The sequence below is a fragment of the Eubacterium limosum genome (assembly GCF_000807675.2).
Classification (GTDB): domain Bacteria; phylum Bacillota; class Clostridia; order Eubacteriales; family Eubacteriaceae; genus Eubacterium; species Eubacterium limosum.
This window is the reverse complement of record NZ_CP019962.1, coordinates 1,646,046-1,671,744: the sequence shown is the minus strand read 5'-3', so window position 1 is coordinate 1,671,744 and position 25,699 is coordinate 1,646,046. Positions and strand designations below refer to the sequence as shown.

The window sequence follows — 25,699 nt, the reverse complement described above, 5'->3', positions numbered from 1 at the left end:
ACCTCGTTTTCTTTAAATTTAGTTTATATTATTATGCTTAATTCAGCTTTAATATCCTTAATTTGTGTTCTCACTGCTGTCCAGATAAACCTGCAGGATCATCTGGGCTGCCAGAGTATCGATATATTCCTTGCGTTTTTCACGCCGTACTCCGCCTTCAATTAAAACCCGTTCGGAGGCTTTTGAGGTCAGCCTTTCGTCAATATAGACAACCACCAGATTCAGTCTTTTTTTTAAAAACTGACAGAAGTTGCGTGTCTTACGGGCCTGGGCGGTTTCATTTCCTTCCATGTCCTTGGGCAGTCCGGATACCAGGGTGGTCACGTTAAACTGCTCCACAACATCTTTAAAAAAGGCCAGATCGTCGTCACGTGTTCCGCGTTTCCATGTTCTGTAGCCCTGGGCGGTTATGCCCAATGGGTCGCTGACTGCGATACCAATATATTTATCCCCGACGTCTAGGCCGAGTAAGCGTTTTGTTGCCATAAATTTTTCTCTTTCCAGTTTTATACCCAAAGTCATCCGCTTCAATACTAAATGACTTTTATGCAAAAAAGCGGACAATAGGCCGCACAATAACAGCAGGTCAGACACTTTGAATGTTCCACCTGTGCTTTTCCATCAATAATCGTGAGTGCTTTCTGGCTGCAATGGGCAGCGCATTCGCCGCAGCCCTCGCACCAGTCGCTGATATGCAGGCTTTTTTTTGCGCCTGCCACACGTTTTTCCAGCTCCGCCTCTATTGGCTCTCCGTTTATCCTGGCTGCGTTGTAGCGGACCTCGTCAACGGACTGCATGCCAAAGGCGATGGCGTCCAGCGTTTCCAAACCCAGGATATAGTCGAAACAGGCTTTTTTGCTGGCCAGCAGATTGCCGCCGCCCAAGGGCTTCATGCCAAAAACGCCCTTTCCGGCCTGTTTGGCTTTCATGATCGCGGCTTCCATGTCCTCACGGCTTCCATCCTCAATGCCAATACCTGTAAGGTTAATGAGGGGAAATACCACCTCGATCTCGTTAAAGTCCGCAGCGTCTCGTACGCCCTCAACCCTGTGGGTTGAAATGCCAAAGGCACGGATCACGCCCTTCTCTTTCATTTTCAAAAGATACTCGATGGCTTCCCAGTGGCCTTCAAAGGTCAGGCGGCTCTCCTGCTCATGCAGCATATAAATATCGATGTAGTCCCGTCCAAGCTCGCGTAACGCTCTGTCCAGGCTTTTAGCCACGCCCTCGGCCGAATAATCGTAAGATTTGGTACAGATAACCAGATCTTTTTTGATTTCCAGTGCCTGCTTGAGATAAGGGTAGCAATTGTACAAGTCAGCCGTATCAAAAAAATTGATTCCGGCGTCCAGAGCCGCTTCAATGATCGGGCGGCTTTCTTCCAGTGTTTTGTTTTTCTGCAGCGGGCCAATGGTCAGGCTTCCAAAGCAGAGCCTTGAAACCTCGATCCCAGTCTGTCCCAGTTTACGGTATTCCATCATTCGTCGTTTCCTGTTTATTTCTATTGGAAAAAAGACCCACGGCTCCCCTTTACAATAGAAATAAAAAGTCTTAGGCAAACTGTTAAAATTCGCCTAAGACCTGTGTTCATCTATAAGCTCGTTATTCTTGAATACTGCTCAAATAGCGTTTTACCAGCTCTTCAAGAAGTTCATCGCGTTCGATTTTCTGGATTAAGTTACGGGCATCATTATGGCTTGTGATATAAGTCGGATCGCCTGACATAACATAACCAACGATTTGATTAACGGGATTATATCCTTTTTCGATCAATGCCTTGTTGACTTCCTGCATGACTTCATCAATTGTTTTGGCTTTATCGTTGTTAACGTCAAACAAGATGGTCCCTCGATCAAATACTGTATTGCTATCCATTTTGCCATTCCTCCTCTTTACTGGTCTACGCCTATTTTAACGCAATAACCTTCAAAAGACAAGCTTTTTTTCTTGAAAACCCTTAGTCAAGCTGATTCTTGATGATTTCTTTAGCTTTTTCTAAGGCTTCACCCAGTTTTTCGGGCTTTTTGCCACCGGCCTGCGCCATATCCGGGCGTCCGCCGCCGCCGCCGCCTGCAATTTGCGCTACTTCCTTAATAAGCTTGCCAGCGTGGAAACCCTTGTCCAGAATGTCCTTGGTGGCTGTCGCAATAAAGTTGACCTTTTCCTTGCCTTTGGTGCCGAGCAGCACAATGCCGGAGCCCATACGGTCCTTGAGCATATCGCTGATATTGCGGAGCTCTTCCATATCCACACCCTCAACCTCTGCGATGGTAGTCTGTACGCCGTCGATGACGGTAACCTTCTGATGGATATCCATAACCATATTGCCTGCAAATTTATGTTTAAGCTCATTGATGACTTTTTCTTTATGCTTGCTCTGTTCTGCCAGCTCGGTGACTTTTTCCAGAAGGTGGTCTGGGTTGGTCTTTAAGGCTTCTGCGGTTTCGAGCAGGGTGTCGTCCATCTGCTCAACATGGTAAACGGCATTCATGCCTGTAGCCGCTTCGATACGGCGGATACCGGCTGCGACACCGGTTTCGCTCAAGATTTTAAACATCCCGACCTGGGCGGAATTGGAAATATGGCAGCCGCCGCAAAGCTCGATGCTGAAATCTCCAACCTTAACAACACGGACTACCTCACCGTATTTTTCACCAAAAAGGGCCATTGCGCCCATGGAACGGGCGTCGTCGATACTGGTTTCAAAGATGGCGACATCCATGGCTTCCAGAATCGCCTTATTGACGATTTCCTCTACCTGGCGTTTTTCTTCATGGGTCATTGGCTGGAAGTGGTTAAAGTCAAAACGGAGACGGTCTGGCGATACAAAGGAGCCTGCCTGTTCAACATGGTCGCCCAATACCTGCTTCAATGCTTTCTGGAGCAGATGGGTCGATGTGTGGTTTCTCTGGGTAGCAGCTCGCAGCTCGCGGTTGACCTTTGTCGTAACTTCTTCGTCCATTTTAAAGGTTCCGGAAACCACCTTACCATAGTGGATATGGCGGCCAAGGCTGCCTTTTTTACAGTCGGTCACTTCGATCACTCGGTCACCAGAGACGATCTGGCCTTTATCGCCAACCTGTCCGCCGCTCTCAGCGTAAAAGGAGGTTTTATCGAGCAGCACCAGGACATCCTCGCCGGCATGTACTTCGCTCACCAGCTCTTCGCCGGAGATCAGGCCGATGATTTTCCCGGTTGCTTCCAGATTTTCATAACCCACGAATTCAACCAATGCATCTGGTCCCAGCGGGTTAAAGGGATCGTCTGCCCAGACGGCCAGGTCGCTCTCTGCACGGGCCTTGCGGGCACGTTCGCGCTGTTCCTGCATGGCTTCTTCAAATTCACTGGCGATCAGGGTCAGGCCACGCTCCTCAACAATTTCCTTTGTCAGGTCATAGGGGAAGCCGTATGTATCGTACAATTTAAAGGCGCCCTGTCCTGGGAACACCTTTTCTTCCTGTGCGATCAGGCTGTCCAGCTCTTTTTCGAGCAGGCTCAGGCCCTGATCAATGGTTTCTTTAAAGCGTTCTTCCTCAATCCGGATCAGCTTCTGAATATAATCCTGTTTTTCTGCCAGCTCTGGATAAGCACCAGATGAGACACGGACCACTTCCTTGGCCACATCGTAAAGGAAAAGCTCCTGCATGCCAAGCAGCTTGCCATGGCGGGCTGCACGTCTTAAAAGACGTCTCAGGACATAGCCGCGGCCTTCGTTGCCTGGCATAACGCCGTCGGCGATCATAAAGGTAACACTGCGGACATGGTCGGTAATAACGCGGATGGAAACATCATCCTGGGTATTTTCGCCGTATTTAACGCCAGCTTTTTTACAGATATAATTCAGGATATGGCCGATGGTATCAATCTCGAAGATATTGTCAACGCCCTGCATGATGGTAGCCAGACGTTCCAGCCCCATGCCGGTGTCGATATTCGGGTTAGCCAGCGGATTGTAGTTGCCTTCCTCATCCTTGTCAAACTGGGTGAATACCAGGTTCCAGAACTCAACATAGCGGTCGCACTCACAGCCTGGCGCGCAGTCTGGACTGCCGCAGCCGTATTCTTCCCCACGGTCATAGTAAAGCTCGGAGCAGGGGCCGCATGGTCCCAGTCCATGTTCCCAGAAATTGTCTTCTTTTCCGAGGCGGACAATCCGCTCTTCCGGCACGCCAATTTCGTCATGCCAGATGTCATGGGCTTCATCATCATCTAAATAGATGGATACATAAATTTTTTCCGGATCCATTTCCATGACCTCAGTACAGAATTCCCACGCCCATGGAATGGCTTCTTTCTTGAAGTAATCCCCAAAGGAAAAGTTGCCGAGCATTTCAAAGAAGGTACCGTGACGGGCAGTCTTGCCGACATTTTCGATGTCGGGGGTACGGATACACTTCTGGCAGGTGGTTACCCGTTTTCTCGGCGGAATTTCATCACCTGTAAAGTAAGGCTTCATCGGAGCCATCCCGGAGTTGATCAAAAGCAGACTCTTGTCATTGATCGGCACCAGTGGAAAGCTCTTTAATCTTAAATGTCCTTTGCTCTCAAAGAACGCTAAAAACTTTTCACGAATTTCGTTTAAACCTAAAGGTTGCATGTCTTCGTTCTCCCTTTTATGAATTTGTTTTAGTTTATGATTGATGCTTTGAGTAAAAAAATAAAACTCCGCCCCTGTAAACAGGGACGAAGTTGATTTCCGCGGTACCACCCAAATTAGCAAAGCGGTGCTTTGCTCACTCAAACAAATAACGGTCTGTCAGCCGTCGGTTCTTACACTCTTCTGATTTCAGAACCGCTGCTCAAATGGGGCGGCCTTATCACTTCCATGGAAACTCGCACCAGCCGTTCCCTCTCTGAATGGTCTGTCATAAGGTTGTCATTCTCATTGCATTCATATTTACTTAACATTCAAATTATATGTAATGTTTTCGCTTTTGTCAAGTCTTATTCTGAATTGGACTTTAATATCCTTTTACCTGAGCATTTCGCCCTTAGAGGACGCAAATCCCGCAATCAAGTACTTCATAACGACCTTGACCGTCCCCATGATTGGCACTGCCAGAATCATCCCCAGGCCTCCGAACATGGCGCCGAAGAAAAAGATTGAAAAAATAATGATAACTGGGTGCAGGCCAACGTTGCCAGACATGAGCGCCGGCGCCAGCAGATTGCCGCACACCACCTGAACAATAGCCATCCAGATCAGAATATAAACCATCTGTATTGGGCTTGACAGCAGCGCCATGACGCAGATGACGACCATACCCACTGCCGGACCAAAATAAGGGATCATGGTCGTTACGCCCGCAATCACACCGATAACCGGCGCGTAGGGCAGCCCCATAAAGTAAGCGCCCACACCGGTCAGAATCCCGGCGATAATGGACATGAGCCCCTGCCCGCGGATAAAACCGCCGATAACCATGTCGATGTCGTAAAACATTTTTTTAACCTGATTTCTGGCATCAATGGGCACCAGATACATAAGGGACTGGGTAAACAGCTCTTTGTCCAGTAAAAGGAAAATGGTGACCAGCGGCACGATAATAATGTTCATCAGCTGCCCGCTGTTGGCGATAATGGCGTTCGACAGCCCCTGCAGCATACTGCCGAACATTCCGGCCACCTGGGACAGGCTCTGCTCAAGGTTAAAATACTTCGACATATCCGAATCATTGTATTTCTGAATAAATTCGGAAATCTGCCCGCCGTAATTCTGCAAATCCTGGAGCATTGACGGAATGTTTGTCACCATCTGAGCAATGTTGCTGATCAGGCTGGGGACAAAGCTCATAAAAACGCCGAACAAAATCAAGAGGACGATGACACAGACAAAAAGGACAGAAAGTCCCCGTCCAAAGCCCCGGCGTTCAAAAATCTTAACCAAAGGGTTTAAGAGATAAGCCAAAATAATGGCCATAAAGAATGGCATGAACATCCCCGAAAAGGTGGGCCATAAAAATATCGCAAAAAGGATACAGATCAGGACTACAACGGTATTGACAATTAAAATTCGTTTTTTATCGGGTGATATTTTCATGATGTTCCTCCCCCAAAACCTTTTCCAGAATGCCGCCCTCACGGTGTGTCCGGTCCATTTCCAGCATATCCTTGTCATAATTCAAACTTTTATCGCGGTATTCCATATGCTCAGCATCCACAAGGCTGTAGCCGTAGTCCAGATCGTCAAAAAAGCTGCGGGACAAATCGTATTCCTGAACCTTAAAATCCTTTGAGACCGTCGCGTCTGCGACCTTGGCGAAACGCTTGCCGTCCACATCCTTTACCGGCGTGTTCACAAGGGAGTAGCTGTCCTCGAGCCGCGCTTTCATTTCCTTTGCGGAGAGCTTGGTTATGGCCTTGTCTCCACCAAGCGTTACGTGGTCATAATCCACCTCGATGATATCCGAAGGAAAAATAATCTGGGCCTTGCTGAACAGGCCGCCCTCTGAGAGGACCAGGCAGTCAATTTTGTGGTCACAGACTCTTATGTCGCGCACAAGTCCCCGAAGCCGTGTGTCATTTTCAAAAAACACCTGGGTGTTTAATAGATTACTGGCTTTCATCTTTTCACCTTTCTACATAAGTTTTATTATTTCTGTCGATGGCTTTATTATAGCACATCCGCTTACACAGTGTCTTGAAAGAATACTCAAGAATTCTTCAAATCGGCAGGTCACTCTTCTTTTTTCAAAAGCTTTCGCGGGTCTATGTCCTTTTGGCTCAGACGTTGGTTGACTGTCTCGCCGGTCAGTGTATAGAGCACTGAAAAGAGCGGGATCATCACAATGATGCCCAGAATGCCGAAAGCACCTCCGCCAATGGTGACCGCGGCCAGAATCCAAAGCGGAGACAAACCAATGGAACTGCCCACAACATGCGGGTAGATCAGATTGCCCTCGACATGCTGCACGATGAAACAGGCAACCACAAAGATCAGCGCCTTGACCGGGCTTAGGGTTAAGATGAGAAACCCTCCCAGACAGCAGGCCACAATGGCCCCAAAGACAGGTATCAGTGAGAATAGGCCGATCAGTACCGCAATGGTCAGAGCATAGGGCATCTGTAAAAGTGACAGAACGATGGTATAAATAACGGTTAAAATCAATGCTTCGATACACTGGCCTGAAACAAAATGGCTGAAAGTCTCCTGGATGAGGCCGGCAATTTCCAAAATCCGGTCAACACGCTTTTCCGGCAGGTAAGCGTACAGAAGCTTTCTGGTTTGAAGCCCCAGCTTTTCCTTCTGAAATAAAAGATAAACCGCCACCACCAGGCCGATCACCGTATGAAAAACACCGCCTGCTACCGAGGCTGCCACGTTCAGCGTTGTATTTAAAAATCCCGCAGCACCGCCCCTGAAAAAGGAAAACAGGTTTTTGCTGAGCATATCCCAGTTCAGACTTTCAAGTCCTCCGGTATCAAACTTCTGTATAAAGGCGGAAACTTCGGAGTGCTCGCCGAGGATACGAACCGCCCAGCTCTGGAAATTCTCAAGAACCGATGGAAAACTCCTGGCAAAAAGTAAAACGGCGTTTACCAGCTCAGGAAGCACAAGAAAAACGACCAGGGCCATAATACCGATAAGAATTAAAAACGCCGCCAGAATACTCAGGGGCCTCCGCAGCCTTTGGACGCGCTTTCCTTTTAGCCACCTTTTTGTAAACAGCCGCCTTTCCATCAGACTCATGGGGATATTTAAGACAAAGGCGATGCCGGCGCCAATAATAAAAGGTGAGATCAATCCCATAATTCCGAGAAATGCCCCCCATACCGCATCAATATTCTTAAGGCCAGCCCACAAAACCAATGCCAGGACAATAATCCCGATTAAAGCCTGCTTTGTTTTTCGGTTCATTTCCACTATCTCGCCCTCTTTCTTTTACTGAATCTTGTGTCATTATGAGTTGCTTATTTTTTAATACCCTTTTTTAAAGCCCTGCCAACAAAAGGATTCCTCATAAATAAAAAAACGCCTTTCATTAATGAAAAGCGTTTTTGATCATGGGCTTATGCGTTGTGCTTTGATTTGTAATCTTCGATGGCTGCCTGAATGGCTTCAGCAGCTAAAACAGAGCAGTGGATTTTTTCAGTCGGGAGTCCTCCGAGAGCTTCTACCACTTCTGAGTTCTTCAGTGCAGCGGCTTCTTCAAGGGTTTTACCCTTGATCATTTCTGTGGCCATGCTGCTGGTCGCAATGGCAGCACCGCAGCCAAAGGTTTTGAAACTGGCGTCCTCAACAATACCGTCATCATTTATTTTTAAATACATTTTCATAATATCGCCGCAGGCAGGGCTGCCTACCTGGCCGATTCCGTTAGCGTCTTCCATTTCACCCACGTTTTTAGGGTTTTGGAAGTTTTCCATTACTTTATCTGTATATTCCATCATGATTTTATTCTCCTTTATTTTATCCGTTATTTTTCATCATTCTCAGTGATGATGGTGGTGGTCGTGGTCATAAACAGCGTCGTCAATCGGGCTGTTAGCGTCGATGGGCGACATCTTCCTCAGCCGTTCGATAATATTGACAAGATTGTCAACGACGTATTCAATGTCCTCCATGGTGGTATGCTTGCCGATGGTCAGTCTCAGTGAGCCGTGGGCAATCCCGGCTGGCAGGCCAATGGCCAGCAGTACATGCGACGGGTCCAGTGATCCTGAAGTACAGGCCGATCCGCTGGAGCCCGCAACGCCAATAAGGTCAAGGCTTAAGAGAATGGATTCCCCTTCGATATAGTCAAAGCAGAAGTTTGCATTCCCCGGAAGGCGCTTGGTCGGATGACCGTTTAAACGCACCTGAGGGATTTTTTCCATTACACCCTTGATCAGCGCATCTCTAAGCTCTTGTAAATGGGCTGTGTTGGCTTCCAGATCATTGGCGGCCATTTCCGCAGCCTTACCAAAACCAACGATGGAAGCGGTGTTTTCTGTGCCGGCACGGCGTCTTCTTTCCTGTGCGCCGCCGTGGATCAGGTTGTCGATCGGTACACCCTTGCGGATATATAAGGCTCCAATGCCCTTCGGTCCATAGATTTTATGGCTGGAAAGGGACAACAAGTCCACATTCAGGTCTTTTACGTCAATGGGAACATTCCCGAAAGCCTGCACTGCATCGGTATGGAAAATGATGCCCTTGGCCTTGACGATTTCTCCGATTTCTTTAATGGGTTCAATGGTTCCGATCTCGTTGTTGGCAAACATGATTGAAACCAGAATGGTTTCATCCTTGATGGCATTCTTAAGATCGTCAAGTGAAATAAGTCCGTCCTTGTCAACCGGAAGGTAGGTGACTTCAAAGCCTTCCTTCTCAAGGTATTCACAGGTGTGGAGCACTGCGTGGTGCTCGATTTCTGTGGTTATAATGTGGTTTCCCTTTTTCCTGTTTTTTAAAGCCACACCCTTAATGGCCCAGTTGTCCGATTCGGAACCACCGGCTGTGAAGTAAATTTCTTTCGGGTCTGCGTTAATGGCCTGAGCAAGCTGTAATCTGGCAGCTTCCACGCCGCGCTTGGCTTCCCGGCCCTCCTGATAAATAGAGGACGGGTTTCCGTATTTTTCTGTAAAATATGGCAGCATTTCTGCCAAAACCGCTTCGTCAACGGCTGTTGTTGCCGCGTTATCTAAATAGATTCTTTTCATAAAAAGCCTCTCTTTCAATTATCCATTAAGTCTTGTAAAGACCGGTTATCAATGATGTTATTAATGCTGTCTCTGATTTCCATCCAGAGTCCTTTGGTGACACATTCTCCCGATTTTCGGCAGACATAGCCCTCAGGGCCGCCGACGCAGTCGGCCAGCTCAATAGGCCCTTCCAGCGCGCGGATAATCTCACCAACAGTGATGTCCTTGGGCTCTCTTGAAAGAATGTACCCACCCTTCGCGCCTCTTAAACTGACGATCAGTCCCGCCTTTTTAAGGGTCGAAAAAAGCTGCTCCATATAGGAGTCTGAAAAATTCTGTTTTTCTGCTATCTCTTTAATTGATACTGGCCCATTGCCATACCGGCACGCCAGCTCATACATAGCCAGTACACCGTACCGGCCCTTTGTGGAGAGTCTCACTGTAGCACCTCCTTTTCAATTCCTAGTATTCCACCCGGAATTTAATAGTATTATAGCACAGTTCCGCATTAATGCAAGATAAAATTTTGTTCTTTGGCATTTTTTCAGGAAAAATTATTATTTTTCTCTAAAATAAAAACATCTGGATATAAAACTGCTATCCAGATGTTTCAATTATTTATTCTGCTTCTCTCAATCGTTCAACCAGCGTTTCCTTTTCAAAGCTGCGGAGTGCAATTTTTGAGATAAGGTATGGTACCAGAAACAGGATTACCGCGTAGGCCAGCACATAGAAAACCGGGAACTGGTAGATCATATAGTGAACACCAAGCTTTCCGAAGGCCCAGCAGATCAGATAGCCTGCTGCGGTGCCTATGGTCAATGTGATGAGCAGATTTCCCGCGGCCAGAAGCATCCCCTCGCCGAGTACCATCTGACGGATCTGCCTGCGGCTCATACCAATGGATTCCAGCATGGCCAGTTCCTGCTTTTTAGACAGGATATTGGTGATCAGCGTATTGACAAGATTGATCATGCTAAAGGCGATGATAAACAACGCCAGACCCAGCGCAGTGGCCGAGAGGGTTGCAATGCTTCCTGAATCCTGTTCTCTCTGCTCCTGAAGCGTTGACAGCACAAGATTTGGATTGCTGTCTACCAAAGCCCGCAGCGGCTCTTCAACCGCAAATTCCATAGAAGGCTCTGTCGAAACAATAAAATCCTTATCAAGATTAAAGGGTACGATGGACTGGATCACCTCCTGAGGCATCATAAACCATCCGCTGATGGGCTTCGGATAGTCTGTACTGATCATACCCGCTATTTTCACCTCTTTGGGTACCACGGTATCGCCATTGTAAAAATAGAGGGTTAACATATCGCCAACCTCAAAACGCCAGCCATAAATTTCCTGCACCACAGAGTTGGCCTGAAGCAGAATGGTCTCTCCCTTCAGCATTGCATCATAATCCAGGCTCCCATCCTCCAGATATTTTTCAAGCTCCTGAGCCTGCTCTCTGGTAAATGGGGAAATGTTATCCTCAACATGGACAAGATCTTTTTTAGGATAATCAAATTCAACAGAGGTCGCCTGGTTACTGCGGATACCATCCACTCCGGGAATGGACAAAATCTGGCTTTCGAGCGTTTCGGTAAAGGGGGAATTCTTCTGGAGGCCTGCCATACCGTACTCTGAAAGCCCCAGGGCGTTTCCCGAAAAAGAAACGATATATTCCGAATCCGCAAAATCGCCCTGACGTGAATACATTTCTTTATCAAAGGAATTGACAAAGGTCGCCGCTGCCATAAATAAAACGCCGCCGATCCCAAGCGAGAGAACCGTCATAAAAACTTTTTTCCGGTTTCTGGCCGAGTTCATGGCCGCGAGATGCAGCGGGCTGATTCTCCGGTGTACCTTTTTGGTTTTCTTTTTCTTTCCACCGGAGTAAGCCGAATATTTTGAAGCCTCAATGGGAGAAATTGAAGCTGCAATCGAGGCAGGCTTGCGAACGGAGATCAAAACAGTGATCAGGTCAATCACGAGCACCAGCAGCGCTACCAGCAGGGTATTTAAAAGGCTCCATCCGTCAGGCTTCAGAAAATAGGCGATAACGCTGCCGATAATAACTCCCACCGGAGCCGATACGGCAAAGAGATAGATACCTTCGCGGGTAACCAGCCGCCGCACCTGTTTTTTGGTCATGCCAATGGTTCGCAGCTGTCCATACTGGCGTATCCGGCCAACCACCGATATATAGAAAACACCGTAGATAACCAGAACACTGGCGAGCAGTACAACAACTCCCACACACGCAGCCAAAGCGATTTCCTGAGTATCTGCTGTCAGAGTGTCCAGAAAATGATCGTTTGGATTCATGTCCTCCCGCAGTATTCCCGCGTCGCCGCCAACTGAATAAATGACCGCTTTACATTCTTCCTTGCCCATCTTCTCTGCTCCTGAAAGCCGGACATAGGCCTCATAGGGAATATCCCTCATCTGCGGACCATTTTCAGCATAGGCCTTTGAAAAGACCAGCGTATACTGCTTGCTTCCCTTTGCTCCCTCTACGAAACCACTGACCTTGAAGCTTTCAGTTGCTCCATCCAGGAAGGTTACGGTAAATTCTGTTCCAAGCTCTGCCGGTTTTCCGATCTGTTCCAGATACTCTCTTGAGACCAGCACTTCATTTTCCTGTACTGGCAGCTTTCCGTCCAGCAGATTCATTGTCTTAATTTCCATGGAGTTGCCATCCGCATAGACAGGCACCAGCTTATGATTATCAATCTCTACTGCCTGTCCTCTTTTGCCGAGGGTCAGATAGGAAACACGGGAATCCTGTGACAGACGATGCAGCTGGTCATCTGTCAGATTATAGTAAATCACATGCTGTGCCCTGGCCATGGCCCGCTTATCCGCTTCTTTCATCTCAACGGTAAACAGACTCATAACCATCAGAAGACTTACGGATAAAATAATGGTGACGGCAATGAAGGCATTGCGCATCTTGCTCGTTTTAATACTGTCCCTGGCAAGCTTTCCGATAACTTTTCCGTTATTATTTTTTTCGTAATTCATTGCCGTTACCTGCCGTTTACGATCTTGCCGTCCTCAATACGGATAACCTCATCCGCCAGCTGGGCAATTTCTTCATTATGAGTAATCATTACAATGGTCTGATTAAAACGAGCGCTGGTTGCCTTTAACAGGCTCAGCACATCCTGGCTGGTCCGGCTGTCCAGGTTTCCGGTAGGCTCATCTGCCAGAATAATCGCCGGCTTTGTCGCCAGTGCTCTGGCGATCGCGACACGCTGCTGCTGTCCGCCTGACAGGTTTCCCGGCAGGCTTGTCAGCTTTTCCTTAAGTCCAAGCATTTTGACAATGCCGCCCACAAAGCGTTTATCTGCTGTATTACCGTCCAGTTCAATGGGCAGTACAATATTTTCGTATACGTTAAGGATAGGCACCAGGTTGTAATTTTGGAAAATGAAGCCGATCTGGCGTCTTCTGAAGATTGTCAGCTGCTCATCGTTCATTTCAGACAGCTCCTTGCCGCCTACCTTTACACTGCCAGAGGTCGGTTTGTCCAGCCCTCCCAACATATGCAGAAGTGTTGACTTTCCGCTTCCGGAGGTTCCCACAATGGCTGTGAATTTTCCTTTTTCAACCGATAAGGACACACCATCCAGTGCCTTCACCATACTCTCGCCGCTGCCGTAATGCTTTTTCAAATCCGTTGTTTTTAAGATCTCCATTTTCTGTCTCCTTTATTTGCTGACTTAATCTTATCACCTGAATGTTTCAAAACCCTCTCGATTTGAAAAAAGAATGTTACAGTTTTGAGAGATTGCTCATCAACCGGCCTGATTTGGCAGAAATACTGAAAAAACAGAGCCTTCACCTTCCTGTGAGGCTACTTTAATGTAGCCCTGCTCTTTCCCAATGATCTCACGTGCCAGATAAAGCCCCACGCCGATGCCCGGGGTGCTGTGGACCTTGGACTCTCTGTAAAAACGTTTGAAAATATCGTTGATATGCGTCTCGGAAATGCCGATTCCTGTATCCGCAATTTCTATTTTGGTGTACATTTCCCACTGCTCTGCTGAAACAGATACCCTGCCGCCCTCCGGCGTGTATTTAACCGCGTTTTCCAGCAGATTAAAAAGCGCTTCGGCCGTCCATTTTGTGTCGTGATAAAGCTCCAGTGTCTCGTCACACGCTACGTTTACAGTGATCCCCTTCTTTTCTGCCGGCATGGTAACACCGCTGAGGGCCTGGGCCAGGGTCGGATAAAAGGCCTGACGCTCGGCTTTTAATACGATCTGCCCGTTTTCCAGACGTGATATTTTTGTCAGTACCTGGATCAAGAAATCGAGCTTTTCCACTTGATTTTGAAGCCCGTCCAGAAAAAAGAGCCTTTTTTCCTCTGGCACTTGAGGATTCGTTACTGTATCGGCATACATTTTAATATTGGCGATGGGGGTTTTAAGCTGGTGTGATATGTCTGAAACAATCCTCTGAACTGCCTGCTTCTGTTCGCCACTCTCCTGGGTAGCCGCATTGGTAACATCATATAGCTGGTTCAGCTTCATCTGTACCTTTGAAGACAGTGTTTCTTCCTCAAGGTTAAAGGCCTGTACCCCTTCGTTCTGGATCAGGCTGTCCAGATTTGTGCAGATCTCATCCGAAAAATAAACAAAGCGCCGTCTGCAAATCAGCTGGAAAATATAGAGGATTCCCCAAAAAGCCACCGCAAAAATTACTGCGGCCACGCGAAGCATGATCCCCGTATCACGATCGGTCAGCGCAAAGACCAGCACCACAAAGGCAACTGTCAAGATAACCATAGCGGCAATGCTGATCCACTCCTGCAGCGCAGAGGGTATTCTTCCTTTACGCATCTTTCTCACCAGTCCATTCATAGCCCATCCCATAAATTGTTTTAATATAGGCAAAGGTATCGTCTGAAATTTTTGAACGCAGGCGGCTGATATTGATGGTAAGGGTATGCTCATCAACAAAGTTTCCCTCGTTGTCCCACAGGCTTTCCAAAAGCATTTTTCGGGTCAGTACCTTTCCGGGATTTTTGCAGAAAAGCTGCAGGAGCTTAAACTCTGTCGGTGTCAGCACCAGAGGTTCTCCGTTTTTACTGGCCGCCCGCTTTTCAAAATCAATCTCCAGGTTTCCACAGATAAACAGCTCTTTTCTGCTGACCTCCGTTCTTCTGAAAACCGCGTTGATCCGCTTAATCACAATCTTTATATTAAATGGCTTGGTAATATAATCATCCGCGCCCAGCTCGAAGCCTTTCAAAATGTCATCGTCCAGATCACAGGCTGTTAGAAAAATCAACGGTGTCCTGGCCTTGAGGCGGATCTTTTTTGCCAGACTAAAGCCATCGCCGTCCGGAAGGTTCACATCCAGAATTACCATATCCCAGCTGTCTTTCTCAATTCTTTTTCCAGCTCCTTCAAAACTTTGTACCAAAGTGGTCTTGAAGCCTTCAAGCTCCAGATTATAGCAGAGGCCTGCGCCCAGCATCTCATCATCTTCAACTACAAGAATACTCTTCATTTTATACTCCTCTCCAGCATATTGTCATAGTTCTAATATTTTATCCTAACTTGTAGAGAAAGAGAAGTTTCTTTTTTAAGAATCATTTTCTTTTCACCTGCTTTTGGGTATGATCATAAGAGCCTGCTGCCTTTTTTGTGCATAAACTGCGAGGCAACTTTTTTCATCTGATGGTAAACTTTTATTGTAAGGAGAGTGTTAAACATGGAATGGATTCAAAGACTCAACCAGGCTGTCAATTACATTGAGGAAAACCTGAGCAGCACGATTGATTATAATACGGCTGCCAAGATCGCCTGCTGCTCAACTTTTCATTTTCAAAGGATGTTTTCATACATTGCGGATATACCGCTTTCCGAGTATATCCGCAGGCGCCGCATGACTGCCGCTGCATTTGAGCTTCAGACAACTGATGCAAAAGTCCTGGACATCGCACTGAAATACGGGTATCAGTCCCCTACTGCTTTTACCCGCGCTTTCCAGAGTGTTCATGGCGTACCGCCCTCTGCCGCCAGGTCGAAAGGCATTTCTTTGAAAGCTTATCCAAGGATAACCTTCTCTATTTCAATTAAAGGAGATACTGAGATGAATTACAAAATTATTGAAAAAGAAGCCTTTAGAATTGTGGGTGTATGCAAATCGTTGGATGTAAACTTTGAGGAGAGCTATAACAAGATTCCTGCTTTCTGGCAGGAGATTGCCGAAAAGAACCTGATTCCCCAGCTTGCAGCGCTCATGGATAAAGAGCCCTTTGGCGTTCTGGGAGTAAGCTCCAGCATGAATGAAAAAACATTCGACTATTATATTGCCGTCGCAACAGACAAACCTTTGCCGCAGGGCATGACTGAGTTCACCATCCCTGCCGCCACGTGGGCTGTTTTTGAGTGTATCGGCCCCATGCCTCAGGCGATCCAGAGCTTGCAGCGGCGCATTGTCACTGAATGGCTTCCAAACTCCGGCTACGAATACGCCAGCGCACCGGATATCGAGGTCTACGGCGAAGGCAACCAGCAGGCAGAGGATTACCGCTGCGAGGTCTGGCTGCCGGTTTCAAAAAAATAGCGGTATAAAAACAGACCATTCGAATTTCGAATGGTCTGTTCGTCTGTTTTCATGTGAGTTTCGTTGACATAACCTCAAAATTAGGATACAATTTTTAAAGCATTAAATTTAATATATTGAGGTTATCATTATGGCCATTAGACAAATAAGAAAATTTCCAGATGACATTTTACACAAAAAATGCCGTTCTGTTGAAACCATCGACAAACGAACTCTGGAATTAATAAAAGACATGACTGAAACCATGTATCAGCTTCCAAACTGCGGCGGTCTTGCCGCCAACCAGGTGGGGGTACTAAAGCGTGTAGTCGTCATTGATGTGGGCGAGGGCCTATACCAGCTGATTAATCCGAAAATTATCGAAGCCGAAGGCGAGCGCATTGTTGTAGAAGGCTGCATGAGTTCTCCTGATGTGTGGGGAAAGGTCAAGCGTCCCGAACGCGTTGTCGTTGAGTACACTACCCCAGAGGGAGAGGTTCTTCAAAAGGAAGCAGAGGGGCTGCTGGCAAAATGCTTCTGCCATGAGCTTGACCATTTGGACGGCATCTTTTTTACGGATAAAGTTATCGAGTATGTGGATCTCTAATAAAAAAGAGTACCTCTTTTATAAGCGGTACTCTTTTTAAATAGCATCCAATTCGACAACAGTTCAGCCGTTGCTTTCAATCACTGCTATAATCTTGCTGTATTCTTCGCTTAAGGCTTCAAAAACAGGTTCAAGATCCGCGTAATCATTCTTTCGTACCTTTTCTACCATTTCTGCAGCTTTTTCACTGAGCAGATCAAAACCAAGGTTTGCAGCTGTTCCCTTTAGTGTATGGGCTTCACGTTCAATACGTTCATAATCCTTTTCCTCTACTGCCTGTTTTAAGGCCTTATAGGTTTCATCCTTTGGAAATTTGAGTACAAAGCGCTCCAATAAAGCCGCATTGTTAGAAAAACGCTGTAAAACTGTTTCCAAATCAATTCCAATTGATCCCAGTCCCTCTAAAATATCCATCTTGTCTCTCCTATTCTCATTTTTGTTATCTTACATACTTTTGACTGACCGAGTTAATAGTACTGTTGTATTAAATTATAGTACAGCCAGCTAAAAAAGACAAGAAGTATAATTGCTTTAAAGACAACTGTTCAAATATAGACTGAAGCTGCTCACTGCGTTTTTGCAATGCTCTTTTTTCTGTTAAGACTGGTATTCCGCCAGCTTAGCTTCCAGCTCTTCCAATGGGCGCCCGCCCACCAGGCTTTCCTTTACTTCGCCGTCCTTGAAAATTTTGAGCGTAGGCACACTCATAACACGGTATTCAGAAGCTAAATCGCTGTCTGCGTCAATATCCACTTTTACAATTTTAGCATCCTTTACCTTTTCAGCCAGTTCATCCAGAATCGGAGAAAGCGCTTTACACGGCCCACACCACGTTGCGAAAAAATCGACCAGTACAACGCCTTTTCCCTTCAATACTTCTTCATTAAATTCCTGTGCATTAATTACTCTTGCCATTATCGTTACTCCTTTATCTATATTTATGAATTATTCTTTATACTGCAAACAAATCGTTAAGCGCTTCACTCATCGTAGGATGTGTAAAGATCTGATCTCTTAATACTGTATAATCCAGACCCGCGTCCATTGCCAGTTTTACAATGTTGATCATTTCATAGGATTCCTCACAGAAAAGCATTGTTCCTAAAATTTTATTAGTCTCGGCGTCAATAACAGCCTTTAACAGACCTACAGGCTTTCTCAGCACCTGAGCCTTTGGTATGGCCGCTGCCGGCAGCTTGGCAATCTTTACATTATAACCCTGAGCCGCTGCTTCTTCTTCATTAAGGCCGACACGTGAAAACGGCGGGTCAATAAAGACACTGTAGGGTACTGTGCGGTCACTGCTTGCGCGTTTGCCGCTGCCTGCCAGCTGATCCTTGACAATTCTGAAATCATCTAATGAAACATAGGTAAACTGCAGTCCTCCTGCAACATCGCCCATCGCCCAGATATTAGGAGCGCTTGTCCGAAGCTTTTCATCGACCTTGACTGCGCCTCTTGGCGTTTTTTCAACACCGGCAGCTTCAAGATTAAGACTATCTGTGTTTGGTTTTCTGCCCGTAGCAATTAAGACCGCATCCGCTCCAGCCGTCATTGCTGTGCCGCCTTTCTTATAATGAACAACCGCTTCGTTCCCGGCATTTTCGATTTCCTCAGTTTGGACGTTCATTTCAAAACGCACACCTTTATCTTCAAACGCCTTCTGAATCGCTTCCGCAATATCACGGTCTTCACGCGGGATTAATTTATCTTCAATTTGGTATACAGTAACCTCCGCGCCAAAATCAGTATACATTGATGCGTATTCCAATCCGATATAGCCACCGCCGATAATTGCCAGACGCTTTGGCAGTACATCCAGCTCCATCAAAGAATCGCTGGTATAAACATAAGGATTTCCCTCAATTCCTTTAATGGGCGGAATAACTGAAACGGATCCGGTATTGATAAAAATCTGATCGCCTTCAACCTCAAGGATTTCTTCCGCGGTTTCAATCTTTACACGGTTGGCGGATACAAAACTGCCAAGTCCATTATAGACCGTTACGTTATCTAAATCATTCAGCTTATCAAAATTTTTCTTTCTCAGCATGCCTGTCAGCCGACGCTTTTCTTCCACTGCTTCCCAATACAGGCGGTTCTTTTCATCATAGCTGTCTGGTTTTTGAATGATTGAAGCCTTCGCGCTGTTCACCAGAGACTTTGTGGGGATACACCCGACATTAATACAGGTTCCGCCATACATTTTATCTGATTTTTCAATCATGGCCACCTTTTTTCCCATTCCTGCCAGGCTTCCCGCCAGGGTCTTGCCGCCTTTTCCAAAGCCGATAATGACTGCATCATAGTGTTTCATTTTTTCTCTCCTGTTATTTTTTTACGAACCAAAAATTTTAAGGTCTATGTCGCCAACCGTTGTTTTTTCCAGCTCTTTTTTTCCAACTGCATCAAGGGACATAAAGATTTCATCCATTATATCTGCCATGCCGGAAGCAATCAGACAATCCATTTCCGAATCCCCGGAGCGCCACGAGGTCGATACTACCTTGCCGCCGATCGCTTCACAGACCGAACGGAGGTTCACCGAAAAGGGGTCCAGGTCAAAATAATAACCGCCTTCACTGCCGCTCTTTGTTTTAACCAACCCTGCCTTTTTAAGCTTTGCCATCACCTTACGGATTCTTGCAGGATTGGTACATACATTTTCAGCAAGGGCCTCACTGGATAAAATCTCGCCCTGATGGTGGTTCAGAAAAACCAGGGCGTGAACTGCAATACTAAATTCACCTGTCAATTTAATCACTCCGTTTCATAGGGCCAAGTGTTAATCCCACCAAAATCATAAATATTGGTATAACCTAAAGCTACCAGCTTTCTCGAGGCCTGCTCACTGCGTTTGCCACTCCGGCAGTACACCAGAATTTCCTGGTCAGAATCTGGGAGCGCCTCAGGCTTTTCATCGCCAATGGTGTCCAGTGGGACTAGGACTGCATCCTTTATATGCCCTTCTTTGTATTCATTTTCCTGTCTCACATCGACAATCAAAATGTTCTCATGCTCATCCATTCTCTTTTTCGCTTCATCCTGAGAAATCTTATGATATTCTGCTTTCACCATATTTTTATCTCCTTCTTGTTCGGATTGGCTGCTGCCCTCAGTTGGCTTTGCTGTGCAGCCTGTATATATTGACGCTGCCAATATCAACAGCATTAAGATAATTATACCCTTTTTCCTCATAAACCCTCCTTTTGTAATCACGTTTGTTACACTTCTTGATTGTAATTATAAAAGTTACACTTTGTTTTGTCAAGCTCTTTTTTGAAAAATACGTTATTATTCACAAATACCTATGCTATACTAATACTTAAAGCAACACCAGACACGGCCTGATATGTAGATTTTAAATCGATAACGGAGTACCCATGCAAATAAAAAAAGATGAGATACGCCAGGAAATTCTTTTAGCAGCAGAAAATGAATTTTACAAACGCGGCTATAGAGATGCTTCAATGCGTACCATTGCCAAAAAAGCCAACACCACTCTTGGTAATATTTATAATTATTTTGAAAATAAAGAAGCCCTTCTCGACGCGGTGATCGGCGATATTCCTGAAAAAATTAACGCCATGATCGAAAAGCACCGGGAATTTTCTGTAGGTACCCTTACCAAGGATAATTATCTCGTGATTATCGGCGATATTCTTCCAGAGGTTTTCCCTCTGGATCTATTGATGAGCAAAGGAATTGTTATTTTATTGGAAGGTTGTGAGGGAACAAAATATACCGCTCAGCGCGACCGTCTGCTCAAGCTTTTTTCCGAACATCTCGCCGAGCATCTCAGACTTCCCCATGATAATAATCTCAGCGCGGCAATGCTTACGGGAACCATTGCCGCCTTCCTTTCAATCGCAAAAAGCAATAAAAGCCTGGAAGAACGCAAGCAGGATCTTTACGACTATATCGTTACCCTTGCTTTTGGTCTTCCAGACCTTACAAATCCCTGATCTGTTTTTATTCAACAGATTTCAAGGCGCTGACCATATCAATCCGCTTCAGCTTTCTGGATACAAGCCAGACCACAAAAAGCGAAATTGCGAAAATCCCAATACCGCTGAATATATAGGACCACAGTTCTATTTTAGGCTGCATGTCTAGAGTATCGCCCATGAAAAGCAGCATGTACGCAACCAGCCCATAGCCGCATGGAATTCCGGCGGCGATCCCCACAACAGAAAGCCAAACCGTCTGTCTGCGCAGCAGCTTTGTCAGCCGTTTATGCTGAAATCCTAAAACCTTTAAAGTTGCCAGCTCTCGCATTTTTTCCTGGAACGAAAGCACCCCAAGATTATAAAGGACCACAAGCCCCAGAACAATCGCTGCGCCAATCATAATAAAAATAATAGCGTTCATCATTTCAAGCATGCTGTTGAGCGCTCCAATCAAATCCTCCCTGGATTGAACCGTCTCATAAGCCTCTCCCGAAAATTTTCCTGCTTCCTGATCCGTTACAAAGGACGTTGGCTCAAAACTTTCACCACTTTTTTCAAAGGCATTCCGGCTCATGTACATTCCCTGCTCTAAAGGTGTCTGTATGATTTCCTCTATCCGCTCCGTATGCCAGCTTAAACTTCCATAGCTGCGCCATTTGATCACATCACCAACAGAAAGCCCTTCGCTCTCCGCTGTCTTACGCGTAATAGCTGCCCCATCTTCCGGTAAAGAAAGTGCGGTTCCCTTCTCATCCTGAAAAGTAAAATAATGTCCTTTATCAAAAACAGACAAAGAGAGCATATCCTTACCGCTATCTTTTTCAATCTCCACTATAGCTTCCTCTAAAAACTGATGGCGCTTCTCTTTTTCAAGCTGTTTTAACTGTTCGTCTGTACATTTTTCAGATAAGCTTATCTTGGTCTCATAGGTCTGAAGTGTGCCATACATGGTGTCAGCAAGGTTGCTGACTGTATCACGCATTCCCAGGCCGCACAGAATAAGCATCATACAGCCCACAATACCAAATACAGTGATCAGTGAACGCAGCTTGTTTCTCAGGACGTCCCGTATATTCCATTGACTGTAAAAGCCCAGACGTTTCCAAAAACGACTTTTCTCCATTGCTGTATGTCGGCTGGTCTTTGGCGCTTTTGGCCGAAGGGTCTCCGCCGCTGCCCCCTGTAGTTGTTTGCGGCTTGCCCCATAACAGCTGCAGCAGCAAATTAAGAAGCATATAAACGCCATACCATAAACTACCGGTGTCACAGCACTGTTCCACCATGGCATTGTATACATTGATTTCTGGAATCCAAAAACCAGTGGCGGCAGAAAAACGGGTCCGGTAAAAACACCGAGGATACTACCGGCACCTCCCACCAAAAGTCCAAATGACAGGTAATGCAGCGTGATTTTTCTGTTTCGTATTCCTAACGCTTTTAAGGTTCCAATCTGAACTCTCTGGTCTGCTGTTATCCGGGTCATCGTCGTCAACGTCGTGAGTATGGCAGTAATCAGAAAAACGACTGGATATACTGAGCCCACAGCGCTCATCTGATCAATCTCATTCCGAAACATCGCAACACTTGGAATATCCTCCTGCATAACAAGCATTGTTGTTTTGCCTGGAAGGACTTCTGTTACCCTGCTCTCCAGATCATTTTTAGAGAGGTCTTCTGTTTTTAAAAGTGCCTGCGTGTAAGGTACTGGACCAAGGCTCCAGGCCTCTTCCGGCATAAAAGCATAACCAAACCTCTTATGATCCGGGACAATTTCATTATTATTTTGGACTGCATACACATATTCAGGCTGCATCACAAGACCTTTTACCGTTTTGGTGAACACATTGTTTTGGCAGGTGACATTAATCGTGTCACCTGTCTTTATCTGGTGTGCCTTTGCAAATTCGCTGTCCAGCCAAATGCCATCCATATCGCTGTCAAAGGCTTCTCCTTCAATTAGATGGCACCCGGATAAAGCGTCACTACTGATAACATTGAGCTGTATAGTTGTCGCGCCGTCCGATCCATAGGTTGTATCCATCTGCAATCTTTTAGTGACGGTCTCAATCCCAAAACTGCTTTTTAACCGTTCGTAATCCTGGTCTGTAAAAAAGCTGCTGTAAATAATGGCGTCAGCAAGGTGCGTTTCATCATAATAATCCTGACTTGACTGCTTCATCCCCTGTCCAATACTGGTCATCCCTGAAAAAATGAATACCCCTAAAAAAATCATTAAAAATATAGCTAAAAATTGAGCCGCGTTATTTTTTAAATCGCGCAGCATTTTTCGTAACAGCATTACCACCTCACCTCTCTTACATCTTTCGGTGCAGTGTTGAGCGTAATGTCTTCGATACAGCCATTTTTTATCTGGATCACCTTATCGGCCATCTCGGCAAGTGACGCATTGTGCGTCACAATGACAACTGTATGTCCTTTTTCTCGGCTCATGTTTTGGAGCAGCGATAATATCACCACCCCCGTTTCCGAATCCAAGGCTCCGGTAGGTTCATCGCATAATAAAAGCTTCGGATTTTTACACAGGGCGCGCGCAATGGCTGTCCTCTGCTGTTCTCCGCCGGAAATTTGTGTGGGAAACAGGTGCCGGCGCTCCCACAGGCCAACCGATTTTAAAACAGCCTCTGGCTCCAGTGCTTTTGAGGTGGCTTCTTTTATCAATGCAACATTTTCATAAACAGTTAACGCTGGTATTAAATTATAAAACTGAAACACAAAACCAACCTCAGACGCTCTGTAATCAGTCAGCTGGCTGTCCTTAAGCACTGTAATGTCCTGTTCATCAACGAAGAGATGGCCGCTGGTCGCGGTATCCATTCCTCCCAATAAATTCAGTATAGTACTTTTCCCTGCACCGCTAGGCCCAAGGATAACAACCAGTTCACCTTTTTCAATCGAAAAGCTGACTTGATTAACCGCCAGGATTTTTTGATCACCCATAAAGTATTCTTTTGTAATTTTTTCCAATTCAATAAAGCCCATCTTTTACCTCCAGTTTTATCGTCAATCGTGCGCACGGTAATTGATAGGATAATGGTGGTTTGATTATAGGCGAAAAAACAGCTGGTGTAAATGCTGACAGCGCATATAAAATCATTAGTTAACAAGCGTTCATTTTTGACTCCACAAAAAAGACAGCCTGAAAAGACTGTCTCTTTCATTGGCACTTGCTCATGGTTTCATGATAGTGCTGCTCTATAATATGTATAATGGAATCTCCATAGCTTTCGCACCGTTTTTCATCCATTCCCTGAACTGTTTCCAGTTCAATCCGGTTTTTAGGCTTCATATTAACCAGATTTTCAATGCTTCGCCTGTCCAAAACCTCTGCTGCGGCAATCCGCTCTCTCTGACTTTGCTCTTTCGCAAAAGCTGTCAGTTTATTTTTAAGACATTGGTCTTCTCTTGAAAACTGCGTAAGGTCCGGAGCCTTGATCTCGTGGATCTCTGTTGCTGTCTCAACCGGATAAGCGGGGTTCGCCGTTTTTCTCCTGGCAGATACCGGCGCTATGCTTTCACCGTCTGTATAGAGCTTCAGCCGATTATAAAGATACTGAATCCGATCTGGTGTTAAAACAACAGACTGCTCTGCTATCTGGCCGCGCAGTCTCTCAAAGAGCATCTTCCTGTTCAGCACCGTGTCTGTTGTTTCCAGACGCAAATCGCTTATCCCGCAGCGGTTGCTGAAAACAACATAGTCATGAACCCACTCTTCCTTAATTTCCGGGTAGCGCGTGAGCAGAGCCCGCACATTATATGTGTTTTCCTCGAGAGGGTTTTTAAACGCCTTTCTATTGCCATCTTCCTTCAAAATATACCACTGCCTGTCCCCTTCGCCGCCCGTAACATAACCGGACTCATTGATAGAATTAAATAAATATATTCCCGTTGGGCAGATCAGCAAAACGTCAAGCTCCGCCTGATTTCCATCCTCAGCAAGGATTGACATGCGTGACAGAACCTCATTATTCTCACCTGGAAGCATTAAAAGTATTTGGTTCAGAAGCTGGGGGGCTGCTGTTTTAGGGTTGATTTCGACAGCATAGCTGATCTTTGACTTACGCGGCTTAAACGTATTTTTCATGCGCCGGCTTATAAACTTTATCATCACGAACGCAAAAACAACCAGCACCAACAGGTAAAAAAATCCCATCAATATCTTTAGCATCATTTATTCCCCCCTTCCTTTTTTCTTATTATACTATACTTTCACATATAAAAAACAGGCTGCAACAGGATTTTTATTGCAGCCTGTTTCATCAGGTTCTTGAGTTTATCAGGCTGAGTGCTGTCATTTTAAGCTCTTTACCTGTTTTTTATGTTTTCGCCTTACCCGGCCGTTCATATTTGTAAATTCCTGGAGCCGCCTTTCAAAAAATGCCAGCTCTTTTCCCGAAAACTTATTAAAACGGAAGCGGAGCTTCCATTTCAGCTTCCTTTTTAAATCTGTATCCTTTAAAACCTGAACCCTGCAATTTTTAGTCTTCACTCTTTTTATTTCACTGCTGCCGCAGAATACAATACATGAATAAACAAACCGCAGATTAATTTCTGGAAGCAAACGCAATAATGCCCGGATATGACCTTCATTTTGCCATACAGGATTATAGAAAGGAACCTTTTTGCCATTACGCAGAACCTTAACCCACTCATTATACCGTTCGTCTCCATAGATATTGCCTCGGTAATTTTTAATTTCAAAAACAAATATTCCCTTTCGGCTAAGCAAAAGAAGATCAATCTCTGTGGTTCCTCTGGCTGTAGGCAGATAGAGATTTCGTAGAATCACACTACTTCTGGGCGCTGCTTGATTAAGAAGCTGGTGAATTTCTGTTTCGCCCATTTCGCCCGCTTTATATTTCTTTCTATTTTTAATATACTGATTAAAGCTTATCACCGCAGCAAAAAGCAGCACCAGAAAAATTAGCCCCAGCATCTTTTCTCCATT

The 25,699-nt window shown here is 45.8% G+C and carries 26 protein-coding genes and 1 other annotated feature; of the genes, 3 read left to right on the top strand and 23 right to left on the bottom strand.

The window, feature by feature from the left end:
• Positions 1-57: 57 nt before the first annotated feature.
• The 14 genes from ruvX to B2M23_RS07655 form a co-directional block, all read right to left on the bottom strand.
• A complete protein-coding gene (gene ruvX, locus B2M23_RS07720; protein ID WP_038352994.1) occupies positions 58-486 on the bottom strand; it encodes a Holliday junction resolvase RuvX in 429 nt (142 codons plus the stop codon).
• 47 nt (positions 487-533) lie between these two features.
• Positions 534-1,478, bottom strand: coding sequence for an aldo/keto reductase (locus B2M23_RS07715; RefSeq protein ID WP_038353164.1), 945 nt, complete (start codon positions 1,476-1,478; stop codon positions 534-536).
• A gap of 124 nt (positions 1,479-1,602) precedes the next feature.
• Positions 1,603-1,875, bottom strand: a complete 273-nt coding sequence (locus tag B2M23_RS07710) for an IreB family regulatory phosphoprotein (RefSeq protein ID WP_013382004.1) — start codon at positions 1,873-1,875, stop codon at positions 1,603-1,605.
• A gap of 82 nt (positions 1,876-1,957) precedes the next feature.
• On the bottom strand, positions 1,958-4,597 hold the full coding sequence (gene alaS / locus B2M23_RS07705) for an alanine--tRNA ligase (RefSeq protein ID WP_038352995.1): 2,640 nt from the start codon (positions 4,595-4,597) through the stop codon (positions 1,958-1,960).
• Between the two features lie 79 nt (positions 4,598-4,676).
• Positions 4,677-4,895: a binding site (T-box leader), on the bottom strand.
• 77 nt (positions 4,896-4,972) lie between these two features.
• Positions 4,973-6,040 carry an AI-2E family transporter gene (locus B2M23_RS07700; RefSeq protein WP_038352996.1) on the bottom strand — a complete coding sequence of 356 codons (1,068 nt, stop codon included), beginning with the start codon at positions 6,038-6,040 and terminating at the stop codon, positions 4,973-4,975.
• On the bottom strand, positions 6,021-6,566 hold the full coding sequence (locus B2M23_RS07695) for a hypothetical protein (RefSeq protein ID WP_038352997.1): 546 nt from the start codon (positions 6,564-6,566) through the stop codon (positions 6,021-6,023). Before B2M23_RS07695 ends, B2M23_RS07700 begins: the two co-directional genes overlap by 20 nt.
• A 110-nt stretch (positions 6,567-6,676) precedes the next feature.
• The gene (locus tag B2M23_RS07690) at positions 6,677-7,858 is read right to left on the bottom strand and encodes an AI-2E family transporter (RefSeq protein WP_242945888.1); all 1,182 of its coding nucleotides are present in this window, start codon (positions 7,856-7,858) and stop codon (positions 6,677-6,679) included.
• 152 nt (positions 7,859-8,010) lie between these two features.
• The gene (gene nifU, locus B2M23_RS07685) at positions 8,011-8,388 is read right to left on the bottom strand and encodes a Fe-S cluster assembly scaffold protein NifU (protein ID WP_038353165.1); all 378 of its coding nucleotides are present in this window, start codon (positions 8,386-8,388) and stop codon (positions 8,011-8,013) included.
• Between the two features lie 45 nt (positions 8,389-8,433).
• Positions 8,434-9,642 (bottom strand): cysteine desulfurase NifS, encoded by a 1,209-nt coding sequence (gene nifS / locus B2M23_RS07680; RefSeq protein WP_038352999.1) that lies wholly within the window; start codon positions 9,640-9,642, stop codon positions 8,434-8,436.
• A gap of 14 nt (positions 9,643-9,656) precedes the next feature.
• Complete coding sequence (locus tag B2M23_RS07675; RefSeq protein ID WP_038353000.1) at positions 9,657-10,064, bottom strand: RrF2 family transcriptional regulator; 408 nt, start codon at positions 10,062-10,064, stop codon at positions 9,657-9,659.
• 178 nt (positions 10,065-10,242) lie between these two features.
• Positions 10,243-12,639 carry an ABC transporter permease gene (locus B2M23_RS07670; RefSeq protein WP_038353001.1) on the bottom strand — a complete coding sequence of 799 codons (2,397 nt, stop codon included), beginning with the start codon at positions 12,637-12,639 and terminating at the stop codon, positions 10,243-10,245.
• 5 nt (positions 12,640-12,644) lie between these two features.
• Complete coding sequence (locus B2M23_RS07665; RefSeq protein WP_038353002.1) at positions 12,645-13,316, bottom strand: ABC transporter ATP-binding protein; 672 nt, start codon at positions 13,314-13,316, stop codon at positions 12,645-12,647.
• A 99-nt stretch (positions 13,317-13,415) separates the two neighbouring features.
• Positions 13,416-14,483: a sensor histidine kinase gene (locus B2M23_RS07660; RefSeq protein WP_052237337.1), complete on the bottom strand. Its 1,068-nt coding sequence runs from the start codon at positions 14,481-14,483 to the stop codon at positions 13,416-13,418.
• The gene (locus B2M23_RS07655; RefSeq protein WP_038353003.1) at positions 14,455-15,135 is read right to left on the bottom strand and encodes a response regulator transcription factor; all 681 of its coding nucleotides are present in this window, start codon (positions 15,133-15,135) and stop codon (positions 14,455-14,457) included. The genes B2M23_RS07660 and B2M23_RS07655 overlap by 29 nt, the downstream gene beginning before the upstream one ends.
• Positions 15,136-15,339: 204 nt before the next feature.
• Between B2M23_RS07655 and B2M23_RS07650 the strand changes: the two genes are divergently transcribed.
• The gene (locus B2M23_RS07650) at positions 15,340-16,197 is read left to right on the top strand and encodes an AraC family transcriptional regulator (RefSeq protein ID WP_038353004.1); all 858 of its coding nucleotides are present in this window, start codon (positions 15,340-15,342) and stop codon (positions 16,195-16,197) included.
• Positions 16,198-16,327: 130 nt separating this feature from the next.
• Positions 16,328-16,783 carry a peptide deformylase gene (gene def, locus B2M23_RS07645; protein WP_038353005.1) on the top strand — a complete coding sequence of 152 codons (456 nt, stop codon included), beginning with the start codon at positions 16,328-16,330 and terminating at the stop codon, positions 16,781-16,783.
• A 63-nt stretch (positions 16,784-16,846) separates the two neighbouring features.
• Here the strand turns inward: def and B2M23_RS07640 are convergent, their stop codons facing one another.
• The 5 genes from B2M23_RS07640 to B2M23_RS07620 all read right to left on the bottom strand — a co-directional run bounded on the left by B2M23_RS07640 (position 16,847) and on the right by B2M23_RS07620 (position 19,861).
• Complete coding sequence (locus B2M23_RS07640) at positions 16,847-17,197, bottom strand: Hpt domain-containing protein (protein WP_038353006.1); 351 nt, start codon at positions 17,195-17,197, stop codon at positions 16,847-16,849.
• Positions 17,198-17,380: 183 nt separating this feature from the next.
• Complete coding sequence (gene trxA, locus B2M23_RS07635; RefSeq protein WP_038353007.1) at positions 17,381-17,698, bottom strand: thioredoxin; 318 nt, start codon at positions 17,696-17,698, stop codon at positions 17,381-17,383.
• A gap of 37 nt (positions 17,699-17,735) precedes the next feature.
• A complete protein-coding gene (locus B2M23_RS07630; protein ID WP_038353008.1) occupies positions 17,736-19,100 on the bottom strand; it encodes an FAD-dependent oxidoreductase in 1,365 nt (454 codons plus the stop codon).
• A gap of 21 nt (positions 19,101-19,121) precedes the next feature.
• Positions 19,122-19,547 carry an RrF2 family transcriptional regulator gene (locus B2M23_RS07625; protein WP_406566569.1) on the bottom strand — a complete coding sequence of 142 codons (426 nt, stop codon included), beginning with the start codon at positions 19,545-19,547 and terminating at the stop codon, positions 19,122-19,124.
• Positions 19,544-19,861 (bottom strand): rhodanese-like domain-containing protein, encoded by a 318-nt coding sequence (locus B2M23_RS07620; protein WP_242945886.1) that lies wholly within the window; start codon positions 19,859-19,861, stop codon positions 19,544-19,546. The genes B2M23_RS07625 and B2M23_RS07620 overlap by 4 nt, the downstream gene beginning before the upstream one ends.
• A 305-nt stretch (positions 19,862-20,166) precedes the next feature.
• On the opposite strand from B2M23_RS07620, the gene B2M23_RS07615 reads away from it, so the two are divergent.
• Entirely contained in the window at positions 20,167-20,748 is a 582-nt protein-coding gene (locus B2M23_RS07615; protein ID WP_038353011.1) for a TetR/AcrR family transcriptional regulator, read from the top strand.
• A gap of 7 nt (positions 20,749-20,755) precedes the next feature.
• Here B2M23_RS07615 and B2M23_RS07610 read toward each other — a convergent pair whose 3' ends face one another.
• From B2M23_RS07610 to B2M23_RS07595, 4 genes are all read right to left on the bottom strand, one after another.
• Positions 20,756-23,032, bottom strand: coding sequence for an FtsX-like permease family protein (locus B2M23_RS07610; protein WP_038353012.1), 2,277 nt, complete (start codon positions 23,030-23,032; stop codon positions 20,756-20,758).
• Entirely contained in the window at positions 23,032-23,733 is a 702-nt protein-coding gene (locus B2M23_RS07605; RefSeq protein ID WP_038353013.1) for an ABC transporter ATP-binding protein, read from the bottom strand. The genes B2M23_RS07610 and B2M23_RS07605 overlap by 1 nt, the downstream gene beginning before the upstream one ends.
• A 175-nt stretch (positions 23,734-23,908) precedes the next feature.
• Positions 23,909-24,922 (bottom strand): NERD domain-containing protein, encoded by a 1,014-nt coding sequence (locus B2M23_RS07600; RefSeq protein ID WP_038353014.1) that lies wholly within the window; start codon positions 24,920-24,922, stop codon positions 23,909-23,911.
• Between the two features lie 120 nt (positions 24,923-25,042).
• On the bottom strand, positions 25,043-25,687 hold the full coding sequence (locus B2M23_RS07595; RefSeq protein ID WP_052237338.1) for a nuclease-related domain-containing protein: 645 nt from the start codon (positions 25,685-25,687) through the stop codon (positions 25,043-25,045).
• Positions 25,688-25,699 lie beyond the last annotated feature (12 nt).

Bases quoted from the DNA above. Each gene is read 5' to 3' on its own strand.
- B2M23_RS07640 (WP_038353006.1), bottom strand. From the start codon at position 17,197: ATGGATATTTTAGAGGGACTGGGATCAATTGGAATTGATTTGGAAACA.
- alaS (WP_038352995.1), bottom strand. From the start codon at position 4,597: ATGCAACCTTTAGGTTTAAACGAAATTCGTGAAAAGTTTTTAGCGTTC.
- B2M23_RS07615 (WP_038353011.1), top strand. From the start codon at position 20,167: ATGCAAATAAAAAAAGATGAGATACGCCAGGAAATTCTTTTAGCAGCA.
- nifS (WP_038352999.1), bottom strand. From the start codon at position 9,642: ATGAAAAGAATCTATTTAGATAACGCGGCAACAACAGCCGTTGACGAA.
- trxA (WP_038353007.1), bottom strand. From the start codon at position 17,698: ATGGCAAGAGTAATTAATGCACAGGAATTTAATGAAGAAGTATTGAAG.
- B2M23_RS07660 (WP_052237337.1), bottom strand. From the start codon at position 14,483: ATGAATGGACTGGTGAGAAAGATGCGTAAAGGAAGAATACCCTCTGCG.
- B2M23_RS07670 (WP_038353001.1), bottom strand. From the start codon at position 12,639: ATGAATTACGAAAAAAATAATAACGGAAAAGTTATCGGAAAGCTTGCC.
- B2M23_RS07620 (WP_242945886.1), bottom strand. From the start codon at position 19,861: ATGGTGAAAGCAGAATATCATAAGATTTCTCAGGATGAAGCGAAAAAG.
- B2M23_RS07665 (WP_038353002.1), bottom strand. From the start codon at position 13,316: ATGGAGATCTTAAAAACAACGGATTTGAAAAAGCATTACGGCAGCGGC.
- B2M23_RS07630 (WP_038353008.1), bottom strand. From the start codon at position 19,100: ATGAAACACTATGATGCAGTCATTATCGGCTTTGGAAAAGGCGGCAAG.
- nifU (WP_038353165.1), bottom strand. From the start codon at position 8,388: ATGGAATATACAGATAAAGTAATGGAAAACTTCCAAAACCCTAAAAAC.
- B2M23_RS07695 (WP_038352997.1), bottom strand. From the start codon at position 6,566: ATGAAAGCCAGTAATCTATTAAACACCCAGGTGTTTTTTGAAAATGAC.
- B2M23_RS07650 (WP_038353004.1), top strand. From the start codon at position 15,340: ATGGAATGGATTCAAAGACTCAACCAGGCTGTCAATTACATTGAGGAA.
- B2M23_RS07700 (WP_038352996.1), bottom strand. From the start codon at position 6,040: ATGAAAATATCACCCGATAAAAAACGAATTTTAATTGTCAATACCGTT.
- B2M23_RS07715 (WP_038353164.1), bottom strand. From the start codon at position 1,478: ATGGAATACCGTAAACTGGGACAGACTGGGATCGAGGTTTCAAGGCTC.
- B2M23_RS07710 (WP_013382004.1), bottom strand. From the start codon at position 1,875: ATGGATAGCAATACAGTATTTGATCGAGGGACCATCTTGTTTGACGTT.
- B2M23_RS07655 (WP_038353003.1), bottom strand. From the start codon at position 15,135: ATGAAGAGTATTCTTGTAGTTGAAGATGATGAGATGCTGGGCGCAGGC.
- B2M23_RS07610 (WP_038353012.1), bottom strand. From the start codon at position 23,032: ATGCTGTTACGAAAAATGCTGCGCGATTTAAAAAATAACGCGGCTCAA.
- def (WP_038353005.1), top strand. From the start codon at position 16,328: ATGGCCATTAGACAAATAAGAAAATTTCCAGATGACATTTTACACAAA.
- B2M23_RS07605 (WP_038353013.1), bottom strand. From the start codon at position 23,733: ATGGGCTTTATTGAATTGGAAAAAATTACAAAAGAATACTTTATGGGT.
- B2M23_RS07595 (WP_052237338.1), bottom strand. From the start codon at position 25,687: ATGCTGGGGCTAATTTTTCTGGTGCTGCTTTTTGCTGCGGTGATAAGC.
- ruvX (WP_038352994.1), bottom strand. From the start codon at position 486: ATGGCAACAAAACGCTTACTCGGCCTAGACGTCGGGGATAAATATATT.
- B2M23_RS07690 (WP_242945888.1), bottom strand. From the start codon at position 7,858: ATGAACCGAAAAACAAAGCAGGCTTTAATCGGGATTATTGTCCTGGCA.
- B2M23_RS07600 (WP_038353014.1), bottom strand. From the start codon at position 24,922: ATGATGCTAAAGATATTGATGGGATTTTTTTACCTGTTGGTGCTGGTT.